The sequence below is a fragment of the Streptomyces sp. VTCC 41912 genome, assembly GCF_045799175.1.
In the GTDB taxonomy this organism is placed as follows: Bacteria; Actinomycetota; Actinomycetes; order Streptomycetales; family Streptomycetaceae; genus Streptomyces; species Streptomyces albulus_C.
Window position 1 is genome coordinate 1 of record NZ_JBJMAB010000071.1, and the last position, 19,063, is coordinate 19,063.

A 19,063-nucleotide genomic window follows, 5' to 3' on the forward strand; every position below is an offset into this window, starting at 1 on the left:
GCGATGTTCGCCGGCTTCCACTTCTGGTGGCCGAAGTTCACCGGCAAGATGCTCGACGAGCGGCTCGGAAAGATCACTTTTTGGACGCTGTTCATCGGCTTCCACGGCACGTTCCTGGTCCAGCACTGGCTGGGCGCCGAGGGCATGATCCGCCGGATTCCCGATTACCTCGCCGCGGACGGCTTCACGACCCTGAACACCGTCTCCACGATCAGCTCGTTCCTGCTGGGCATGTCGGTTCTGCCGTTCCTCTACAACGTCTGGAAGACCGCCAAGTACGGCGAGAAGATCGAGGTGGACGACCCGTGGGGCTGGGGCCGTTCGCTGGAGTGGGTGACGTCCTGTCCGCCGCCGCGGCACAACTTCACGTCGCTGCCGCGCATCCGCTCCGAATCCCCGGCGTTCGACCTGCACCACCCGGACGTCGCGCCCGCGATCGAGGCGTGAGGAGTGCCCATGGGTGAGGAGAGCGGCGCGGGGCAGGACCTGCGCATGGCGGCGGCGATCAACGAGATCGAGGGCTACCTGCTGTGGGAGGCGGAGCAGCGGCGGGCCCGCGGCCGGGCGGAGGAGTTCTGTGCCCGGCTGCCCTGGCTCACCGACTCCCAACGGGCCGACGTGGTCCGCCACTACTGCCGGGAACAGCACGAGCAGTCCCGGTCCTACCTGGAGCGCATCGCGGTCCGCAGCGCCGCGCTGCGGACCGAGTACGAGGGCGCCTACCGCGCGCTGCGGCGCCGCCTGGTGGCGGCGCTGCTCGGCGCCGGCGCCCTGGGGGCGCTCGCCCTGGCGGTGCTCTCCCTCAGCGGTAGTGCACCTGGAGTTCCTTGACCCCGTTGAGCCAGGCCGAGCGCAGCCGTCGCGGGTCGCCGGCCAGGGAGATCCCGGGCACGGCGTCCGCGAGGGCGTTGAAGATCAGGTTGATCTCCAGCACGGCCAGCGACTTGCCCAGGCAGAAGTGCGGGCCGCCGCCGCCGAAGCCCAGGTGGGGATTGGGGTCGCGGGTGATGTCGAAGACCTCGGGGCGGTCGAAGACTTCGGGGTCGTGGTTGGCGGAGGAGTAGAAGATCCCGACCCGCTGGCCCTTCTTGATGCGCGCGCCGCCCAGTTCGGTGTCCTGGGTGGCGGTGCGCTGGAAGGAGACCACCGGGGTCGCCCACCGCACGATCTCCTCGGCGGCGGTCGCCGGCCGCTCGCGCTTGTAGAGCTCCCACTGGTCGGGGTGGGTGAGGAAGGCGTGCATGCCGTGGGTGATGGCGTTGCGGGTGGTCTCGTTGCCGGCCACCGCCAGCAGCAGCACGAAGAAGCCGAACTCGTCGGAGCCGAGGTTCCCGTCGTGTTCGGCCGCCACCAACCGGCTGACGATGTCCTGGGCCGGGCACTCCTTGCGGGCCGCGGCGAGGTTCATCGCGTACGAGATCAGCTCCATGGCCGCGTTGGCGCCGACCTCTTCGGTGATGGCGAGTTCCGGGTCGTCGTAGGCGATCATCTTGTTCGACCAGTCGAAGATCCGGGCCCGGTCCTCCTGCGGGATGCCGATGAGTTCGGCGATGGCCTGGAGGGGGAGTTCGCAGGCGACGTCGGTGACGAAGTCGCCGGAGCCCTTGTGCCGGGCCTCCTCGACGATCTGCTCGGCCCGCCGGCGCAGCGCCGCCTCCAGGGCGCGGACGGCCCGCGGGGTGAAGCCGCGCTGCACGATCTGGCGGACCCGGGTGTGCTCCGGCGGGTCCATGTTCAGCATGATCAGCTTCTGGACCTCGATCTGGTCGCGGGAGATGCCCTGGTTGAACCGGATGATCGAGGTGTTCAGGTTGGCCGAGAAGACCTCCGGTTTGGTGGAGACCTCCTTGACGTCCTGGTGGCGGGTGACGACCCAGTAGCCGTCGTCGTCGAAGCCGGCGATGCCGTGCGGCTGGGCGTTCCACCACACGGGCGCGGTCTGCCGCAGCCGCGCGAACTCCGGCAGCGGGACCCGGGACTGGTAGACGTCGGGGTCGGTGAAGTCGAACCCTTCGGGCAGCGCGGGGCAGTGCATCGGCGACTCCTGGTCCAGCGGACGTCGGACGCTCTGACGGTACCGCCCGACAAGGTGTCTGACGGTGCATCAGATGCAGGTCGCGGTGAAGGTAGTAACGAGTTCCACAAGTGGCAAGGGCCACGGCAAGACCTCTTGCGCACAAGGGCGTTGCAGCCCCCTTGCGCCACGCCGGGCGGCTCACGAGACTGTTCGCAGAACTAGAACGCGTACTAGTTCTTCCCTCCGTGGGCGTCGGGACGCCCACGGACGCGAGGAGAGGACGAGTTGAAGTCATGGCCGCGGAACCCGTCATCGTCGAAGCCGTACGCACCCCGATCGGCAAGCGCGGAGGTGCGCTCGCCAACCTCCACCCCGCCTACCTCCTGGGCGAGACGTACCGCGAACTCCTCGCCCGCACGGGCATCCAGCCCGACTGCGTCGAGCAGATCGTCGGCGGCACCGTCACCCACGCCGGCGAACAGTCCATGAACCCCGCCCGCAACGCCTGGCTCACCATGGGCCTGCCCTACGAGACCGCCGCCACCACCGTGGACTGCCAGTGCGGCTCCTCCCAACAGGCCAACCACATGGTCGCCAACATGATCGCGGCCGGCGTCATCGACGTCGGCATCGGCTGCGGCGTCGAGGCGATGTCCCGCGTCCCCCTCGGCAGCGGCTCCAAGCACGGCCCCGGCAAGCCCTGGCCCGACGAGTGGAACGTCGACCTGCCCAACCAGTTCGAGGCCGCCGAACGGATCGCCCGCCACCGCGGCCTGACCCGCGAGGAGGTCGACGGGCTCGGCCTGCGCTCCCAGGAACGGGCGGCCACCGCCTGGGCCGAGGAACGCTTCAAGCGCGAGACCTTCGCCGTCCAGGTGCCCACCACCGAGGAGGAACAGGCCGCCGGCCAGGGGATGTGGCGGCTGGTCGACCGCGACGAGGGGCTGCGCGACACCAGCCCGGCGGCGCTCGCCGGCCTCAAGCCCGTCATGCCCTCCGCCGTGCACACCGCCGGCAACTCCTCGCAGATCTCCGACGGCGCCGCCGCCCTGCTGTGGGCCTCCAAGCGGATGGCCCGCGCCCTGCGCCTGAAGCCGCGGGCCCGCATCGTCGCCCAGGCCCTGGTCGGCTCCGACCCGCACTTCCACCTCGACGGCCCGATCGACGCCACCCGGGCCGTCCTCGGCAAGGCCGGCATGTCCCTCAAGGACATCGACCTGGTCGAGATCAACGAGGCGTTCGCCTCCGTCGTGCTGTCCTGGGCCCAGGTCTTCGGCCAGGACCTGGAGAAGGTCAACGTCAACGGCGGCGCCATCGCGCTCGGCCACCCCGTCGGCGCCACCGGCGCCCGCCTCCTGGCCACCGCCCTCCACGAACTGGAACGCCGCGACAAGGAGTTCGCCCTGATCACCATGTGTGCGGGCGGCGCGTTGGCCACCGCGACGATCATCCAACGGCTGTAGCGGCCACCGGGCCCGGTCGGAGCTCCCGGCCGGGCCTGATGCCGATCGGGACCGGTCAGGACCGGTCCGGCGACCCGCCCGGCGCCTCGAACGCCACCGGCGCCTCGAACGCCGCCCGGCGCGTCGCCCGGCGCAGCGCCTTCAACACCGTGCCGCCCAGCGCGAAGGTGAGCACGACCGTGACCACCGCCCGCGGCAGGTCCCACCCCAGCGACGTGGCCAGGCAGTACGCGAGATAGCGCGTCAGGTTGGCGGAGAGCGGATCGCCCGGCACGAACGAGACGCCCGACGCCAACCCCCCGATGTACGGCCACCCCTGGAGGTTCATCACCAGCCCGTAGCCGACCGACGCCACCGCCCCGTACCCCGCCAGCAGCAGCAGCTCACGGCGGCCGCGCATCCTCCCCCGAGCCCTCGACCCCGCTCGGCCAGGGGCGTCCTCCACGGCCCCCGGCAGCAGCCCCGCCCCCATCGACACCCAGCCCATCGCCAGCATCTGGAACGGCATCCACGGCCCGACGCCACCGGTCAGCAGCGCCGACGCGAACATCGCCACCGACCCCAGGACGAAACCGAAACCGGGCCCCAGCACCCGCCCGGACAGCACCATCAGGAAGAACATCGGCTCGATGCCCGCGGTGCCCGCACCCAGCGGCCGCAGCGCGGCGCCCGCCGCGGCCAGCACGCCGATCATCGCGATCGCCTTGGCGTCCAGCCCGCGGTCCCCGATCGTCGCCACCACCACCGCCAGCAGCAGCGGCAACAGCGCGGCGAACAACCACGGCGCGTCCTGGGAATGCGCCAACCCCGAACCGGAACCGGCCAACAGCGGCCACCCGAAGGCCACCACCCCGATCGCCGACACCAGACACAGCGCGGCCACCGACCGCGGACCGAGCCGGACCGCGCGCACCTGCCGCGCGGACGCCGTCACGCCACCGCCCCTTCCAGCGAACGCGCCACCTGCGCGACGGTCAGCCACGGCAGCGGCGCCAGCACCTTGGCGACCTGCGGGGCGAACGCGGGGGAGGAGACCACCACGTCCTCGGTCGGGCCGTCGGCGACGACCTCCCCGTCCGCCAGGATCACCACCCGGTGCGCCAACTCCGCGGCCAGTTCCACGTCATGGGTGGCCAGCACGCACGCCTGCCCCTCGGCGGCCAGCCCCCGCACCACCTCGACCAACCGGGCCTTCGCCGCGTAGTCCAGCCCGCGGGTCGGCTCGTCCAGCAACAGCAGCGGCGGCCGTGCGGTCAGCACCACCGCCAGGGCCAGCGCCAGCCGCTGCCCCTCGGACAGGTCCCGCGGATGCGCCGCGTCCCGCACCCCGGGCAGCAGCCGGGCCACCAACTCCCGGCAACGGCCGGCCGGCGCGGCCGCGTCCCGGTCCGCCGCGGCGCACTCCGCCGCCACGGTGTCCGCGGACAGCAGGTCACGCGGCTCCTGCGGCACCAGCCCGACCCGGCGCACCAGGTCCCGCGGCCGGGTCCGGTGCGGGACGGCGCCACCGATCCGCACCGACCCCGCCGACGGCTGGTGCATGCCCACCAGCGTCCGCAGCAACGTCGACTTGCCGGCCCCGTTGCGGCCCATCAGCGCGACCGTCTCGCCCGGTCGGACCGTCAGCCCGACCCCGTGCAGCACCGGCGTCCGGTCCCGGTGGACGCCCAGCCCGGCGACCGTCGCCACCGGCTCCGCGTCCGCCGCCGGCGCCGGCCCGGGCGCCGGCGGGGCCACCGCCGACAGCCGCTCCCGCAGCGGGGCCGCCTTGCGACGGGCGTCGCGCACCGACAGCGGCAACGGCGACCAGCCGGCCAGCCGGCCGAGCTCGACCACCGGCGGCCGGACCGGGGACGCCGCCATCACGCCGGCCGGCTCACCCATCACCGGGGCCGCGCCGGGACCCGGCAGCAGGATCACCTGGTCCGCGTACTGCACCACCCGCTCCAGCCGGTGCTCGGCCATCAGCACCGTCGTCCCCAGGTCGTGGACCAGCCGTTGCAGCACCGCCAGCACCTCCTCCGCGGCCGCCGGGTCCAGCGCCGACGTCGGCTCGTCCAGCACCAGCACCTTCGGGTGCGCGGTCAGCACCGAACCGATCGCCACCCGCTGCATCTGTCCGCCGGACAACGTGCTGATCGCCCGGTCCCGCAGCTCGGCCAGGCCCAGCAGGTCCAGGGTCTCCTCGACCCGCCGGCGCATCACGTCCGGCGCCAGCCCCAACGACTCCATGCCGTAGGCCAACTCGTCCTCGACGGTGTCGGTGACGAAGTGCGCCATCGGGTCCTGGCCCACCGTGCCGACCACGTCGGCCAGTTCCCGCGGCGGATGGGTGCGGGTGTCCCGTCCGTCGACGGTCACCCGGCCGTGCAGGGTGCCGCCGGTGAAGTGCGGCACCAGCCCGCACACCGCGTTCAGCACGGTCGACTTGCCGACCCCGGACGGGCCGACGAGGAGGCACAACTCCCCCTCGGGCACGGTCAGGTCGACCCCCTGGACGGCCGGCGCGGCGGCGTCCGCGTAGGTGACCGAGACCTGCTCGAAGCGGATCACTGGGTGGGCTCCTTCATGGACGGATCGGGACCGGAACGCCGGCCGGACGCGGCGGAGGCGCCGGACGCGACGGAGGGTGTGGAAGAGGCGGACGGGACGGAAGACGCGGACCCGGCGGACCCGGCGGAGCGCCCGGCCGACGCGCCGCCCCCGGCCCGCGCCGGCACCGGCGCCACGAACGCCGGCACCAGCCCCACCAGCACCGACAGCGCCGGCCACAGCGGCAGCACCGGCGCGGTCAACGGCACCGCCGGCGGATGCAGCGCCCCCGGCGCGTAGCCGTTCGCCGCGATCATCAACGCCGCCACGGCGATGCCCGACCCCGACACCAGCCAGGCCCGCACCCCCCACGGCTCCGGCCGGTAGCGGGTCCGGACCGACCGGCGGCCCCCCAACCACAGCCCGGCCAGCGCCGCCGCCAGCCCGACCGCCAACAGCGGCAGCCCGTAACCGGCACCGGTGTCCCCCAGCAACCCGTACGACCCCGCGCACACTCCGAGCAGACCGCCCAGCGTCAGCACCGTCGTCAACCGGCGCACGGCCGTCGGCACCTGCGCCGTCCGGCCGTACCCCCGCGCGTCCATCGCCGCGGCCAGCGCCACCGACCGCTCCAGCGCCCCCTCCAGCACCGGCATCCCGACCTGGAGCAGCGCCTTCACCCCGCGGTCCGGACGGCCGCGCAACCGGCGGGCCGCCCGCAGCCGCTGCACGTCCGCCACCAGGTTCGGCGCGAAGGTCATCGCGACCACCACCGCCACCCCCGCCTCGTAGAGCGCACCGGGCAGCGACTTGAGCAGCCGGGCCGGACTGGCGAGCGCGTTCGCCGCCCCGACGCAGATCAGCAAGGTGGCCAGCTTCAGCCCGTCGTACAGCGCGAAGACCATCCCCTCCGCGGTGACCCGGCCGCCTATCCGCACCCCCTTCGCCCAGTCGGGCAGCGGGAGTTCGGGCAGCGTCACCAAGGTGTGCGTCCCCGGGATCGGCGACCCCAGCACGAACGCGAACACCAACCGGATGCCCAGCACCACCAACCCGAGCTTGACGAAAGCCCCGTAGGACCGCGCCCACGGCGCCTCGGTGCGGCGCGCCGCCACCGCGTAGCCGGCCACCCCCACCAGCAGCGCCAGCAGCAGCGGATTGGTGGTCCGCGACGCCGCGGTCGCCAGACCGAGCGCCCACACCCACCAGGCGCCGGCGTGCAGTGCGGTGCTGCGGGTGGCCCGCGGCGCGCTCATCCGCGTCGCCGGCGCGCCTGCCACACGCCGGCCGCGCCCAGCACCACCACGGCACCGATCCCGCCGACCAGACCGGCCGACGGGCCGCCGTCGTCCCCCTCGCCCGCGGCGCTCGTGCGGGGCGTCGCCGACGGCTCCGCGCCGCCCCCGGACACCTGCTCCGCGCAGCCCGACCGCGGATAGCCCGCGATCGCGCACAGCAGCGCGTTGGCGTCGTACCGCAGCGGCTTGGCGACCGCGGCCAGCGCCTCGCCCGCCGAGGCGTCCGCCGGCACCTGCGCACAGGCGGCGCGGCCCGCCGGCGGGCGCTCACCCGACGGCGCGTCCGCCGCGGTCCCGAAGTCGATCACCACGCCGACCCGTTTGGCGCCGGAACGGGCCGGGGTCCGGTCGCAGAGCGCGGCGAAGTCGGGGGCGGTCCGCGGGCCGGCCGCCTTGGCGGAGTCCACGCTCACCGTGAAGCGGAACCCCACGACGGAGGCGTCGTCCGGCCGCGCGGTACCGGGCCCCTCCGTGGCGTACGCCCACGAAGCGGCGGCGCCGGCCGCGGCCGGCTTCCCGTCCCAGAACGACCAGTACCGGTACTGCTGCGCCTGCGCGGGCCCGGCGCCCAGACCGGTCACCACCCCCGCCGCCAGCAGCACCCCGGCGGTCCGCCGCGCCCGCATCACAGCCCGGTCTTGTTCTTGTTGCGGCCGCTGATCAGGAAGCCGACGCCGGCGCCGACGGCCAGCCCGACGCCGATCACCCACCACAGTCCGATGCCGCCGCCGTCGCCGTCCTTGGCGTCGTCGTCGGCGGCGTCGGCGGCCGGCGACGCGGCGCTGTTGCCGGCCGGCCCGGGGCCGGTGGCGTTGAGCGCGGCCACCAGGTCGGTGCCGCCGAAGGACCGCGGGTCGGTGCCGGTGGCGTGCGCGGCGAGGACCAGCTGGGCGTACGCGGCCGGGCCGTTCTGCTTCGCCCAGGCGGTGGCGTTCTTCTCCAGCCAGGCCAGCGGCTGCTGCGCGGCCGCACCGTGCCCACCGGCCGCCAGCGCGACCACCGTGTCCGCGGTGTTGCCCACGTCGGGCTGCTGCTCGGCGCCCGGCATCGCGGACTTCAGGTGCGCTCCGTTCGCGTCGAGCTGCCCGACCAGCCAGTTGGCGCCGCCGTCCGCGACCGCCGCGCGGGCGTCCGCGCCGCGGCCCGGGGCGCCGCCCTTCGCGCAGTCCAGCGCCTTGGCCGGCTGGCCCGCGTCCTTCCCGGCCGGTGCCACGACGAAGCCCTTGCCCAGCGCGCCGGTGATCGCGGCCGCGGTCGCGTCGGCGTTCGGTGCGGCGTTCTTCAGCTGGAAGGTGAACGCCCCGCGCTCGCCGTCCTTCGCGTCGCAGCCCAGTTGGAAGCCCAGCAGCGCGTCGTACGGCGACTTGCCGCCCTTCGCCGTCACCGACTCCGGCTTCTCGCCCGCCGCGGCGAGCGCCCCGATCACCACGGCCGTGGAGTTGGCGTCGCTCTCCGAACCGCCCTGCCCGCCGGGCATCGAGCTCCAGCCGCCGTCCGGGTGCTGGACGGACTTCAGCCACCCCACGGCCTTCTGCACCGCGTCGCCGTGCCCGCCGAGCGCGGTCAGCGCCTGGATCGCGGCGGACGTCTGGTTGGTGTCCCGCAGCGCGCCGGCGTCGCACGCCTTGCCCGGATCGGCCCGGAACGCCGTGAACGCGCCGTCGGCGCACTGCTGCCCCGCCAGCCAGTCCACGGCGGCCGTCGCCGGACGCACCCCGACGGTGTGCTGCGCCAGCAGCGCCAGCGACTGCCGCCACACGCCGTCGTACTGCGGGTCCTTGTCGCCGTACAGCCCCTTGGGGAGCTTCGGCTGCGGCGGGGCCGCCGGGCCGTCGGCGTACGCGGCGGGGGCCGCGGCACCGGCCAGCACGGCGGCGGTCGCCAGGGCGGCCAGCGCCGTGGCGGCGCGGCGCGGCCGGGGGGCGGCGGAGTGCGGCTGCGGCGCAGCCGTGGGGGCCATGCGGGCCATCGGGTGGGTGCCTCTCGGGTCGGTCGGGTCGCGGCGGGATGCGGATCCGAGCCGCGCTCGGGCGACCGTCCGCCGCACCCCGGGGGTGCGGCGCGGTGGCACCGGGCTCGGTTCCGCATACCTCGACGGTGGCGCGCACCGGCCAGCCGCAGCAGCGGCAGGGGGGCCCCGGCCCGAGCGAAGTCGAGAGCGGGGAGGGTCCGGTGGCGGGAGCCTTGGTCGTGCCCCATCGGGTGCTCCGGCTTACAGGTCCGCGGGGCGGCCTGCTCACGGTTGCGGGTCAGTGCCGGATTTCCACCGGCTTCCCCCGATCGGGTACGGATGAAGTTGTCCCGCACACCTTAACGCCGGCGCCGACGACGGTGGGGCGCGCATCGGAGCGCGACGGGAGCGCCCCCAGCGCGCCCGCCGCCCCGCCCCCGCCCGCCGGGGCCGGGCTAGACCGCCACGTACCGCACCGGCATCGAGCCGGCGACCGGCTCGACGTGCCCCCGTTTGACCAGGTGGCGCAGGTGGGCCTCGGCCTCGGAGACGGCGATGGTGCGGGAGCCGGCGGGGATGTCGGCCCAGGGGCGGTTCCACTGCATGGACGTGGCGAGCTGCCAGGCGGTGAGCGGTTCGCGCAGCAGCGTGCGGAGGTCGGTCAGCCGCTCCTCGTGGTGGGCGATCAGCTCCCGGACGCGCCCGGCCGCGTCCGGGAAGGCGTGCTGGTGGGCCGGCAGCACCTCGGCCGGCGCGAGGCGGGCGATGCGTTCGAGGGAGTCGAGGTAGTCGCCGAGGGGGTCGCCCCGGTCGAGCAGGTCGGGGGCGACGTCGTCGGGGTCCTCGTACAGGCCGATGTGCGGGGTGATGCCGGGCAGGAGGTGGTCGCCGGAGAAGAGCCGGCCGAAGCCGGTGGTGCGGGCGGTGGCGGGGGCGCCCTGCTGGGCGGGGTGGGTCTCCTCCAGGTGGAGGCAGACGTGGCCGGGGGTGTGGCCCGGCGTCCAGATCGCCCGGACCCGGCGGCCGGCCAGGTCGAGGAGTTCGCCGGGCTCGATGGCCCGGTCCGGCAGGGCGGCCCGCCGTCCGGGCAGTTTGCGGCCGCGCCCGGCGGCGCGGGCGGCCCGCAGCGGCTCCAGGTGGTCGTCCGGCGCCCCGGCCGTGGTGAGCTTGACGAGCACGTAGTCGAGCCACTGCCCCGGTTCGGCCGCGCGGCTGCGCCGGACCACCGCGGTGTCCGCGGCGTGCATGGCGATCCACGCGCCGGAGGTCTCCCGCACCGTGGCGGAGAGCCCGTGGTGGTCGGGGTGGTGGTGGGTGATCACCACCCCGTGGACGTCGGCGGGGTCGAAGCCGCAGGCGGTGATGCCGGCGGTGAGGGTGTCCCAGGAGTCCGGGTCGTCCCAGCCGGTGTCGATCAGGACCGGTCCGCGGTCGGTCTCCAGGAGGTGGACGAGGGTGTGGCCGAGGGGGTTGTCCGGGATGGGGACGGCGATGCTCCACACCCCGCCCTTGTGGTCGATCACCTGCGGTGCCATGGCTACCGTCCCCTCCCGCGCCGTCGTCGCCCCAACTATAACTAGAACGAGTTCCAACAACAGGGCGACGGCCGTGCCGGCGAGGGGAGTTGGGATTCGGTGGTGGGCGTGGACTCCACCGGGTGGAACTGGTATCAGTTCTGCTGGAACCGCAATCCTGATGGACCGTCAGAAATCGTGGTCCGTCGGGAGCGCAATCCGTCGAGACCGTCGGGAGGCGGACAGCAATGGGCGACCTCGTCGAGCACGGAAAGCTCTACATAGGCGGTGAGTGGGTCGATCCGGCCGGACCGGACACGATCGAGGTCGTCTCGCCGCACACCGAACGGGTCATCGGCCGGGTCCCGCACGCCGCGCGGGCCGACGTCGACCGGGCGGTGGCCGCGGCCCGGGCGTCCTTCGCGTCCGGGGTGTGGGCCGATGCCCCGCTGGACGAGCGGATCGCGGTGGTGACCCGCATCAAGGACGCGTTCGCGGTGCGCAGCGAGGAGTTCGCGCGGGTCATCGGCGCGCAGAACGGGACGCCGGTCACCTCGGGCGTGATGGTGCAGTCGCTGGCCGCGATGATGGTGTGGGACGCGACGCTCACCGTGGCGCGGGAGTTCGCCTTCGAGGAGCGGCGGGCCGGGGCGCTGGGGCCGCTGCTGGTGCGCCGCGAGCCGGTGGGGGTGGTCGCGGCCGTCGTGCCCTGGAACGTCCCGCAGTTCACCGCCGCCGCCAAGCTCGCGCCGGCGCTGCTGGCCGGGTGCTCGGTGGTGCTGAAGGTCTCGCCGGAGACCCCGTTGGACGCGTACCTGCTCGCGGAGATCGCCTCGGAGGCCGGCGTGCCGCCGGGGGTGCTGTCGATCCTGCCGGCCGACCGGGAGGTCAGCGAGTACCTGGTCGGGCACCCGGGCGTGGACAAGGTGTCGTTCACCGGCTCGGTGGCGGCCGGCAAGCGGGTCATGGAGGTCGCCGCCCGCAACCTCACCCGGGTGACGCTGGAGTTGGGCGGCAAGTCGGCGGCGGTGATCCTGCCGGACGCGGACCTGGACGCGGCGGTGGCCGGCATCGCGCCGTTCGCCTGGATGATCAACGGCCAGGCGTGCGTGGCGCAGACCCGGATCCTCGCGCCGCGCAGCCGTTACGACGAGATCGCCGAGCGGTTCGCGGCGGCGGCGGGCGCGCTCGTCGTCGGCGATCCGCTGGACCCGGCCACGGAACTCGGACCGCTGGTCGCCCGCCGTCAGCAGCAACGCTCCCTGGACTACATCGCGTTGGGCCAGCAGGAGGGCGCCAAGGTGCTGGCCGGCGGCGGCCGCCCGAAGGGGCAGTCGACCGGGTGGTACGTCGAGCCGACGCTCTTCGGGGAGGTCGACAACGGGATGCGGATCGCCCGGGAGGAGATCTTCGGCCCGGTCATCTGCCTGCTGCCGTACGGGGACGAGGCGGAGGCGGTGCGGATCGCCAACGACTCGGAGTACGGGCTGTCGGGCTCGGTGTGGACCGCGGACACCGACCGCGGCATCGACCTCGCGCGACGGGTGCGCACCGGGACGTACTCGGTGAACACCTTCAGCATCGACATGCTCGGTCCGTTCGGCGGCTACAAGAACTCCGGCATCGGCCGGGAGTTCGGGCCCGAGGGGTTCGCCGAGTACCTGGAGCACAAGATGATCCACCTGCCGGCGGGTGCCTGATGGCGGAGCGTTGGCAGGTGACGGTGGACCGGCGGGTCTGCATCGGTTCGGGACTGTGCGCCGGGACCGCACCGGAGCGGTTCCGGCTGGACGCGGCGCGCCAGGCGCACCCCGTCGAGCCGGAGACGGAGGCCGCGGACGGCGTGCTGGCGGCGGCCGAGGGCTGCCCGGTGGAGGCGATCGCGATCACCGCGGCGGGCAGCGGTGCGGCGGTCTTCCCGCCGGACGAGTGAGCGGCGGGGCGGGGGCCTCGGGCCCGTAGGGGGCGGGGCGGTCCGGCCCGTAGGGGGTGGGTGGGCCCCTTGCGGGCCCCCTACCCGTGGGCGGGAGCGATCATGCGGAGGGAGGTTGGCGGTGGTGGGGCCGCACCGGGGTCGTGAGGTCGATCAGCCGGCAGACCGTCTCGATGTCGATCTTCACCTGGGCGATCGAGGCCCGCCCGGACAGCCAGGTGATCAGCGCCGAGTGCCAGGTGTGCTCGATGACCCGGACCGCGGAGAGCTGCTCGGGGGAGGGCGGACCGTCCAGCCCCATGGCGTCGAGGATGATCGCCGTGGTCAGCCGGGAGACGGTGTCCACCTCGGGGCTGACGGACCGGTCGGCGAAGGTCAGCGCGCGCACCATCGCGTCGGCCAGGTGCGGTTCGCGCTGCAGGGCGCGGAAGGCCCGCATCAGCGTCTGGGCGACCCGGGCGCCGGGGTCCTCCTCCGACGGGGGGCGCTTGCGCAGCGTCTCGTGCATGTGCTGGAGCTGGTCCTGCATGGTGGCGACCAGCAGGTGCACCTTGGAGGGGAAGTAGCGGTAGAGGGTGCCGAGCGCGACCCCGGAGGATTCGGCCACCTCGCGCATCTGGACCGCGTCGAACCCGCCGCGGCTGGCGAGCCTGGCGCTGGTGTGCAGGATGCGGCGGCGCCGGGCCTCCTGACGCTCGGTCAAGGGAGGACTCGCCGGAAGCGCCGGCCCGGCCGCCTTGGATTCCGTAGTCATGTGTCCCATTCCGTGGCTTTCCGTCCGCGATGCGGTGCGTGCCGGTGGTGCGATCGGCACAGCATGGCAGGGCCCATGCCGTGGCGCGAATCACCTGGTGTGGCTCTTTTCGCTCCGTTCCCGGCCGGTAGATTCGAAACTCGGTGAACTGATCAGTAGCTTTTCAGTTCTGAAACTTGTTCTAGATTACCGCCAGCGGTTACGCTCCGGCGAAAGTCCAGCGAGAAGGGGGCCGTGCGTGACCGCAGAGGCCGTCCAGGCAGCCGCGCCCCGCCCGGCGGAGACCCCCTCGGCCTCCGCCCCGACGGACGGTGAGCGTCCCTTGCGGATCGCCATGCTCACGTACAAGGGGAACCCGTTCTGCGGCGGTCAGGGCGTCTACGTCCGCCACCTCTCCCGCGAGTTGGCCCGCCTCGGCCACACCGTCGACGTCATCGGCGCCCAGCCCTACCCCGTCCTCGACGGCGTGGACCCCGCCCGGACGGGACCCGGGGCCGTGACGCTGACCGAACTGCCCAGCCTGGACCTCTACCGCCAGCCCGACCCGTTCCGCACCCCGGGCCGCGACGAGTTCCGCGACTGGATCGACGGCCTCGAAGTCGCCACGATGTGGACCGGCGGCTTCCCCGAACCGCTGACCTTCTCCCTCCGCGCCCGGCGCCACCTCGCCGCCCACCGCGGCCAGTTCGACGTCGTCCACGACAACCAGACCCTCGGCTACGGCCTGCTCGGCGGCCCGGACGCGCTCGGCGCCCCGCTCGTCACCACGATCCACCACCCCATCACCGTCGACCGGCGGCTCGACCTGGCCGCCGCGCAGGGCTGGAAGCGCCGCGCCTCGGTCCGCCGCTGGTACGGCTTCACCCGCATGCAGAAGCGGGTGGCCCGGCGGCTGCCGTCGGTGCTGACCGTCTCCGGCTCCTCCCGCCAGGAGATCGTCGAGGACCTCGGCGTGCACCCCGGCCGGATCCACGTCGTCCCCATCGGCGCCGACACCGACCTCTTCTCCCCGGACCCGGCCGTCCCCGAGGTGCCCGGCCGGATCGTCACCACCTCCAGCGCCGACGTCCCCCTCAAGGGCCTGATCCACCTCGTCGAGGCGCTGGCCAAGGTCCGCACCGAGAACCCCGAGGCCCACCTGGTCGTCGTCGGCAAGCGGGCCGACGACGGGCCGGTCGCCGCCGCCATCGAACGGCTCGGCCTGTCCGGCGCCATCGAGTTCGTCAAGGGCATCAGCGACGCCGAACTCGTCGACCTGGTGCGCGGCGCCCAGATCGCCTGCGTGCCCTCCCTCTACGAAGGCTTCTCGCTGCCGGCGGCCGAGGCGATGGCCACCGGCACCCCGCTGCTCGCCACCACCGGCGGCGCCATCCCCGAAGTCGCCGGCCCGGACGGCGAGACCTGCCTCGCGGTGCCGCCGGGCGACGCCGGGGCACTCGCCGCCGGCCTGCTGCGACTGCTCGGCGACGAGGGGCTCCGCCGCCGACTGGGCACCGCCGGCCGGGAACGGGTACTGGCCCGCTTCACCTGGCGGCAGGCCGCCCTCGGCACCGCCGAGCGCTACCGGGAGGCCATCGCCCGCCAGGCGGCCGGCGCCGCCGTGCGGGCCACCGGCCGCCGGTGACCCGCGCACGCCGTCCTCCCGCCGCCCACGACGCACTCCACCCCGCCCCTGACCGCCGGACGAAAGCGTAAACGCCGTGCTGACCGTCGACTTTTCCCGTTTCCCGCTCGCCCCCGGCGACCGCGTGCTCGACCTGGGCTGCGGCGCCGGTCGGCACGCCTTCGAGTGTTACCGGCGCGGTGCGCAGGTCGTCGCCCTGGACCGGAACGGCGAGGAGATCCGCGAGGTCGCCAAGTGGTTCGCCGCGATGAAGGAGGCCGGCGAGGCCCCGGCGGGCGCCTCCGCCGTCGCCATGGAGGGCGACGCCCTCGCGCTGCCGTTCCCCGACGACAGCTTCGACGTCGTGATCATCTCCGAGGTGATGGAGCACATCCCGGACGACAAGGGCGTCCTCGCCGAGATGGTCCGGGTACTGCGCCCCGGCGGCCGGATCGCCGTCACCGTGCCGCGCTACGGCCCGGAGAAGGTCTGCTGGGCGCTCAGCGACGCCTACCACGAGGTCGAGGGCGGCCACATCCGCATCTACCGCGGCGACGAACTCCTCGACAAGATGCGCCAGGCCGGCCTGGAGCCCTACGGCACCCACCACGCCCACGGGCTGCACAGCCCCTACTGGTGGCTCAAGTGCGCGTTCGGCGTGGACAACGACCAGGCGCTGCCCGTGAAGGCGTACCACAAGCTGCTGGTCTGGGACATCATGAAGAAGCCGCTGGCCACCCGCCTCGCCGAACAGGCCCTCAACCCGCTCATCGGCAAGAGCTTCGTCGCCTACGCCACCAAGCCGCACCTGCCCGAACCGGCGGCGCAGCCGGAGCCGGACGCGCCGAAGGCAGCCAAGCGCACCCGCTCCGCGGCCAAGCCCGCCGCCGCCCGCGGGGCCGCCAAGTGACGAGTCCCGGGCGCACCGAACGGCTCGTCCTGCCGGGCGTGCTCACCGCCGAACAGGCCGCCGCAACGGTCGCCGGCATCGTGGCGACCCAGCGCACCGACGGCGCCATCCCCTGGTTCCGCGGCCACCACCTCGACCCGTGGGACCACACCGAGGCCGCCATGGCCCTGGACGCGGCCGGCGAACACGACCGCGCCGAGGCCGCCTACGACTGGCTGGTCCGCCACCAGAACCAGGACGGCTCCTGGTACGCCGCCTACGCCGACGGCGACGCCGCCGCCCCCACCGACCGCGGCCGGGAGACCAACTTCTGCGCCTACCTCGCGGTCGGGGCCTGGCACCACTACCTGTCCACCGGGGACGAGACGTTCCTCGACCGGATGTGGCCGGCGGTCCACGCGGCGATCGAGTACGTCCTGGAACTCCAGCAACCCGGCGGCGAGATCGGCTGGAAGCGGGAGGACGACGGCACGCCCGTCCGCGACGCCCTGCTGACCGGCTCGTCCTCCGTCTACCAGGCACTGCGCTGCGCCCTGGCCATGGCCGAGCAGCGCGAGGAGCCGCAGCCCGACTGGGAACTGGCCCTCGGACGCCTCGGCCACGCGATACGCCACCACCCCGAGCGGTTCCTCGACAAGTCCCGCTACTCCATGGACTGGTACTACCCGGTGCTGGGCGGCGCGGTGCGAGGCACGGCGGCCCGGGAGCGGATCGACGCGGACTGGGACCGCTTCGTCGTCCCCGGCCTGGGCGTGCGCTGCGTGGTGCCCAACCCCTGGGTCACCGGCGGCGAGAGCGCGGAACTGGCGCTGGCGCTGTGGGCGATGGGGGAGTCCGACCGGGCCGTGACGATCCTCAAGTGGATCCAGCACCTGCGCGCCGACAACGGCATGTACTGGACCGGCTACGTCTTCGAGGACCAGGCGATCTGGCCGCGGGAACTCACGTCCTGGACCGCCGGTTCACTGCTGCTGGCGGTGGCCGCACTGGGCGGCGACGAGGCCACCACCGCGGTCTTCGGCGGCGAACGGCTGCCGGTCGGGCTGGCACCGGACTGCTGCCGGTAGGCCCCGGACACTGCCCCGGCCGGGTGGGGGCGCCCCCGTACGGCCGTTTCCGGCTGGCGCCCCTCCGGCGGGCGGGACAGGCTGCGGACGATGCTCCCCAGCCGAACCGAGCCCGCCGGAGGCGCGCCGTGACCGTTCCGCAGCCCCCCGTCCGCAACCGCGCCGCCCTGCGTCGGGCCGCCGTCGCACTGCCGTTGGCCTGCACGCTGAGCCTGGGCGCCGTCGCCTGCGGCGGCTCGAAGAAGGACGAGGGCCAGGCCAGCGCCTCACCCGCCGGCTCGCCCAGCCCCACCAGTTCGGTGGAGAAGCAGAAGTTCGCCAAGACGCGGTTCGTGACCAACGCCGGCCTGGCCGCCGGCGCCACCTACCAGTGGATCATCAAGCCGTACAAGGCCGGCGGGTTCCAGAAGGGCGCCGACCACCGCAAGACCACACTGGTCAAGGCGGGCCTGGCCGGCGTCTTCACCTACAACCGTCTCAAGGCCGCGGTCCGCAACGCGCAGGGCGATCCGACGCTCTCCAAGGCACTGGCCCCCCTCAACAGCGGCATCGACTCGCTGAAGAACCTCGGCACCAAGCTCCGCAAGGGCGAGGCCGGCCCCGGCGACGTCGACCAGTTCCAGAACGTCATCAACAACGTCAAGGACGTCGGCAAGAAGAACGGCGCCGAGGTCACCAACCAGGTCCCGAGCGCCTCCCAACTGAGCGGTGGCTGACGGGTCGCTGCGCTTGGCGGGGCTTCCCACGTTGTCGGCCGTCCCGCCGTGGGGGTTGCTGTTTGCGCCTGCGGCGCGTTGCCGCTGCGCGGGGCGTTGTCCGCTGCGCGGGGCTTGTGGGGTGCGGTGCCGGGTTGGCGGGTGGTGGGGTGCCCGGACTGCTGCGCTTTACGTCCGGGCACCCCACCACCCGCCAACCCGACCCCTCCCGTGGGTGGGTGGGAAAAAGAACGGGGGAGCGTGTCAGACGAACGAGGCGTAGGTCAGCCAGTGGTCGAAGAGGGCGCGGTCGCCCAGTAGCTCGATGCGGTCGTCGGTGGGGGAGCGGCGGCCGTAGAGGGCCAGCAGGAGGTCGGTGAGCGGGGCCCGGAGGGCGGTCGTGGCCTTCTCGTGGGCGCGGCGGTGCGTGAGGCGGTCGCCGGTCAGGTCCAGGACCCACTCGGCGTGCAGGGCGGGCGGGGCGTCGGTGGCGTGCAGATGGAGGGTGCGACCGGGGCCGAACAGCCCGTCGGCGCGCGCCGCCCACCGTTCGGCCATCACCGGCAGCGCGCACAGTTGGAGCCACTCCTCGACGGCGTCGGCGGCGGACTCCGGCCGGACCTCGTAGTCGGCGCCCGTGGCGAGGGCGGCGTCGGCGCGGTGGACCACCGTCTCGTAGACCATCCGGCGGGCCCAGAATCCGGCCCGGTGATCGGTCGACCAGGACCAGACGGCGGTGTCCGGGCCGGCCTCGCGCAGCGCTGCCACGGTGCGTTCGGTGCCCTCGGCCAGCCAGGCGTTGAGCGCCTGGGCAGTGTCGTCGTCGGGCCCGGCGACCCCGGGGATGGCGGCCTCGTCGATCGGGCCGGTGGCCCGGCTGCTGACCAGCGCCCCGGCCCAGCGGTGTGCCTGCCCGAGGTGGCGGGCGAGGTCGGCCAACGTCCAGTCGGGACAGCTCGGCACCTGCGCGGTCAGGTCCGCGCCGCGCAGCACGGCACGGAACCGCTCGCCCTCGGCGAGGAGTTCCGCGCAGTACTGGGCGTGGTCGAAGGCGCCCCGGAGAACGACGCCCGGACGCGCGTGCGGTTCGTTGCGGCTCATGGCCGCACGCTACTGCCCAGGACCACCACGAGGCTCGGGGATTTCCCCCCGCCGCTCACCTGGTCCAGCAACGCACGCCCTGCCCCCTGCTCCACCCACCCGCACCCGCCCCCTCACCGAGCCCCCCACCTACCCGTCTTTCCCCCCACCCCAACGGGAGGGGGCGGGCCGGAGGGGGTGGTGTGCAGGACGTAAAGCGCAGCAGTCCTGCACACCACCCCCGCA

General features: G+C 73.9%; 18 protein-coding genes and 1 riboswitch. Of the genes, 9 read left to right on the top strand and 9 right to left on the bottom strand.

From position 1 onward, the window contains the following. Both ACJ6WD_RS40570 and ACJ6WD_RS40575 read left to right on the top strand, forming a co-directional pair. On the top strand, positions 1 to 447 hold a 447-nt coding region (locus ACJ6WD_RS40570; protein ID WP_407617749.1), incomplete at its 5' end, for a cbb3-type cytochrome c oxidase subunit I. Between the two features lie 9 nt (positions 448 to 456). After that, positions 457 to 831 carry a hypothetical protein gene (locus tag ACJ6WD_RS40575; RefSeq protein ID WP_078948717.1) on the top strand — a complete coding sequence of 125 codons (375 nt, stop codon included), beginning with the start codon at positions 457 to 459 and terminating at the stop codon, positions 829 to 831. On the opposite strand, the gene ACJ6WD_RS40580 is transcribed toward ACJ6WD_RS40575, so the two are convergent. Further along, entirely contained in the window at positions 803 to 2,035 is a 1,233-nt protein-coding gene (locus tag ACJ6WD_RS40580; protein ID WP_016573962.1) for a cytochrome P450, read from the bottom strand. The two genes, ACJ6WD_RS40575 and ACJ6WD_RS40580, sit on opposite strands and share 29 nt — an antisense overlap. 275 nt (positions 2,036 to 2,310) lie before the next feature. Between ACJ6WD_RS40580 and ACJ6WD_RS40585 the strand changes: the two genes are divergently transcribed. Then, positions 2,311 to 3,480 carry a steroid 3-ketoacyl-CoA thiolase gene (locus ACJ6WD_RS40585; RefSeq protein ID WP_016573963.1) on the top strand — a complete coding sequence of 390 codons (1,170 nt, stop codon included), beginning with the start codon at positions 2,311 to 2,313 and terminating at the stop codon, positions 3,478 to 3,480. A 55-nt stretch (positions 3,481 to 3,535) separates the two neighbouring features. On the opposite strand, the gene ACJ6WD_RS40590 is transcribed toward ACJ6WD_RS40585, so the two are convergent. From ACJ6WD_RS40590 to ACJ6WD_RS40615, 6 genes are all read right to left on the bottom strand, one after another. After that, complete coding sequence (locus ACJ6WD_RS40590; protein WP_233661999.1) at positions 3,536 to 4,414, bottom strand: ECF transporter S component; 879 nt, start codon at positions 4,412 to 4,414, stop codon at positions 3,536 to 3,538. Continuing rightward, on the bottom strand, positions 4,411 to 6,033 hold the full coding sequence (locus ACJ6WD_RS40595) for an ABC transporter ATP-binding protein (RefSeq protein WP_233662000.1): 1,623 nt from the start codon (positions 6,031 to 6,033) through the stop codon (positions 4,411 to 4,413). The genes ACJ6WD_RS40590 and ACJ6WD_RS40595 overlap by 4 nt, the downstream gene beginning before the upstream one ends. Then, a complete protein-coding gene (locus tag ACJ6WD_RS40600; RefSeq protein WP_407617750.1) occupies positions 6,030 to 7,268 on the bottom strand; it encodes a CbiQ family ECF transporter T component in 1,239 nt (412 codons plus the stop codon). The genes ACJ6WD_RS40595 and ACJ6WD_RS40600 overlap by 4 nt, the downstream gene beginning before the upstream one ends. Next, complete coding sequence (locus ACJ6WD_RS40605; RefSeq protein WP_407617751.1) at positions 7,265 to 7,936, bottom strand: SCO2322 family protein; 672 nt, start codon at positions 7,934 to 7,936, stop codon at positions 7,265 to 7,267. Before ACJ6WD_RS40605 ends, ACJ6WD_RS40600 begins: the two co-directional genes overlap by 4 nt. Then, positions 7,936 to 9,270, bottom strand: a complete 1,335-nt coding sequence (locus ACJ6WD_RS40610; protein ID WP_407617752.1) for a prenyltransferase/squalene oxidase repeat-containing protein — start codon at positions 9,268 to 9,270, stop codon at positions 7,936 to 7,938. Before ACJ6WD_RS40610 ends, ACJ6WD_RS40605 begins: the two co-directional genes overlap by 1 nt. 219 nt (positions 9,271 to 9,489) lie before the next feature. After that, positions 9,490 to 9,620, bottom strand: a riboswitch (cobalamin riboswitch). Positions 9,621 to 9,716: 96 nt separating this feature from the next. Beyond that, positions 9,717 to 10,796: an MBL fold metallo-hydrolase gene (locus tag ACJ6WD_RS40615; protein ID WP_233662003.1), complete on the bottom strand. Its 1,080-nt coding sequence runs from the start codon at positions 10,794 to 10,796 to the stop codon at positions 9,717 to 9,719. Positions 10,797 to 11,023: 227 nt separating this feature from the next. Between ACJ6WD_RS40615 and ACJ6WD_RS40620 the strand changes: the two genes are divergently transcribed. Together ACJ6WD_RS40620 and ACJ6WD_RS40625 are read left to right on the top strand one after the other, a co-directional pair. Beyond that, entirely contained in the window at positions 11,024 to 12,475 is a 1,452-nt protein-coding gene (locus tag ACJ6WD_RS40620) for an aldehyde dehydrogenase (RefSeq protein WP_233662004.1), read from the top strand. Further along, positions 12,475 to 12,708, top strand: a complete 234-nt coding sequence (locus ACJ6WD_RS40625) for a ferredoxin (RefSeq protein ID WP_016578247.1) — start codon at positions 12,475 to 12,477, stop codon at positions 12,706 to 12,708. Before ACJ6WD_RS40620 ends, ACJ6WD_RS40625 begins: the two co-directional genes overlap by 1 nt. A 100-nt stretch (positions 12,709 to 12,808) precedes the next feature. Here ACJ6WD_RS40625 and ACJ6WD_RS40630 read toward each other — a convergent pair whose 3' ends face one another. Then, positions 12,809 to 13,462: a TetR family transcriptional regulator gene (locus ACJ6WD_RS40630; RefSeq protein WP_038519034.1), complete on the bottom strand. Its 654-nt coding sequence runs from the start codon at positions 13,460 to 13,462 to the stop codon at positions 12,809 to 12,811. Between the two features lie 238 nt (positions 13,463 to 13,700). On the opposite strand from ACJ6WD_RS40630, the gene ACJ6WD_RS40635 reads away from it, so the two are divergent. From ACJ6WD_RS40635 to ACJ6WD_RS40650, 4 genes are all read left to right on the top strand, one after another. Further along, complete coding sequence (locus ACJ6WD_RS40635) at positions 13,701 to 15,086, top strand: glycosyltransferase family 4 protein (protein WP_233662005.1); 1,386 nt, start codon at positions 13,701 to 13,703, stop codon at positions 15,084 to 15,086. A 76-nt stretch (positions 15,087 to 15,162) separates the two neighbouring features. Beyond that, positions 15,163 to 15,975, top strand: a complete 813-nt coding sequence (locus tag ACJ6WD_RS40640; protein WP_233662006.1) for a class I SAM-dependent methyltransferase — start codon at positions 15,163 to 15,165, stop codon at positions 15,973 to 15,975. Then, positions 15,972 to 17,042, top strand: a complete 1,071-nt coding sequence (locus ACJ6WD_RS40645) for a hypothetical protein (protein ID WP_016572183.1) — start codon at positions 15,972 to 15,974, stop codon at positions 17,040 to 17,042. Before ACJ6WD_RS40640 ends, ACJ6WD_RS40645 begins: the two co-directional genes overlap by 4 nt. Before the next feature lie 128 nt (positions 17,043 to 17,170). Then, complete coding sequence (locus tag ACJ6WD_RS40650) at positions 17,171 to 17,758, top strand: hypothetical protein (protein ID WP_016572184.1); 588 nt, start codon at positions 17,171 to 17,173, stop codon at positions 17,756 to 17,758. Positions 17,759 to 18,001: 243 nt separating this feature from the next. Here the strand turns inward: ACJ6WD_RS40650 and ACJ6WD_RS40655 are convergent, their stop codons facing one another. Next, the gene (locus ACJ6WD_RS40655) at positions 18,002 to 18,838 is read right to left on the bottom strand and encodes a maleylpyruvate isomerase family mycothiol-dependent enzyme (RefSeq protein WP_407617753.1); all 837 of its coding nucleotides are present in this window, start codon (positions 18,836 to 18,838) and stop codon (positions 18,002 to 18,004) included. Between the last annotated feature and the right edge of the window lie 225 nt (positions 18,839 to 19,063).

Excerpts from the sequence above, each read along its gene's own strand:
- ACJ6WD_RS40575 (WP_078948717.1), top strand. The coding sequence starts at position 457 with ATGGGTGAGGAGAGCGGCGCGGGGCAGGACCTGCGCATGGCGGCGGCG.
- ACJ6WD_RS40580 (WP_016573962.1), bottom strand. The coding sequence starts at position 2,035 with ATGCACTGCCCCGCGCTGCCCGAAGGGTTCGACTTCACCGACCCCGAC.
- ACJ6WD_RS40585 (WP_016573963.1), top strand. The coding sequence starts at position 2,311 with ATGGCCGCGGAACCCGTCATCGTCGAAGCCGTACGCACCCCGATCGGC.
- ACJ6WD_RS40600 (WP_407617750.1), bottom strand. The coding sequence starts at position 7,268 with ATGAGCGCGCCGCGGGCCACCCGCAGCACCGCACTGCACGCCGGCGCC.
- ACJ6WD_RS40605 (WP_407617751.1), bottom strand. The coding sequence starts at position 7,936 with ATGCGGGCGCGGCGGACCGCCGGGGTGCTGCTGGCGGCGGGGGTGGTG.
- ACJ6WD_RS40610 (WP_407617752.1), bottom strand. The coding sequence starts at position 9,270 with ATGGCCCCCACGGCTGCGCCGCAGCCGCACTCCGCCGCCCCCCGGCCG.
- ACJ6WD_RS40615 (WP_233662003.1), bottom strand. The coding sequence starts at position 10,796 with ATGGCACCGCAGGTGATCGACCACAAGGGCGGGGTGTGGAGCATCGCC.
- ACJ6WD_RS40620 (WP_233662004.1), top strand. The coding sequence starts at position 11,024 with ATGGGCGACCTCGTCGAGCACGGAAAGCTCTACATAGGCGGTGAGTGG.
- ACJ6WD_RS40625 (WP_016578247.1), top strand. The coding sequence starts at position 12,475 with ATGGCGGAGCGTTGGCAGGTGACGGTGGACCGGCGGGTCTGCATCGGT.
- ACJ6WD_RS40630 (WP_038519034.1), bottom strand. The coding sequence starts at position 13,462 with ATGACTACGGAATCCAAGGCGGCCGGGCCGGCGCTTCCGGCGAGTCCT.
- ACJ6WD_RS40655 (WP_407617753.1), bottom strand. The coding sequence starts at position 18,838 with ATGAGCCGCAACGAACCGCACGCGCGTCCGGGCGTCGTTCTCCGGGGC.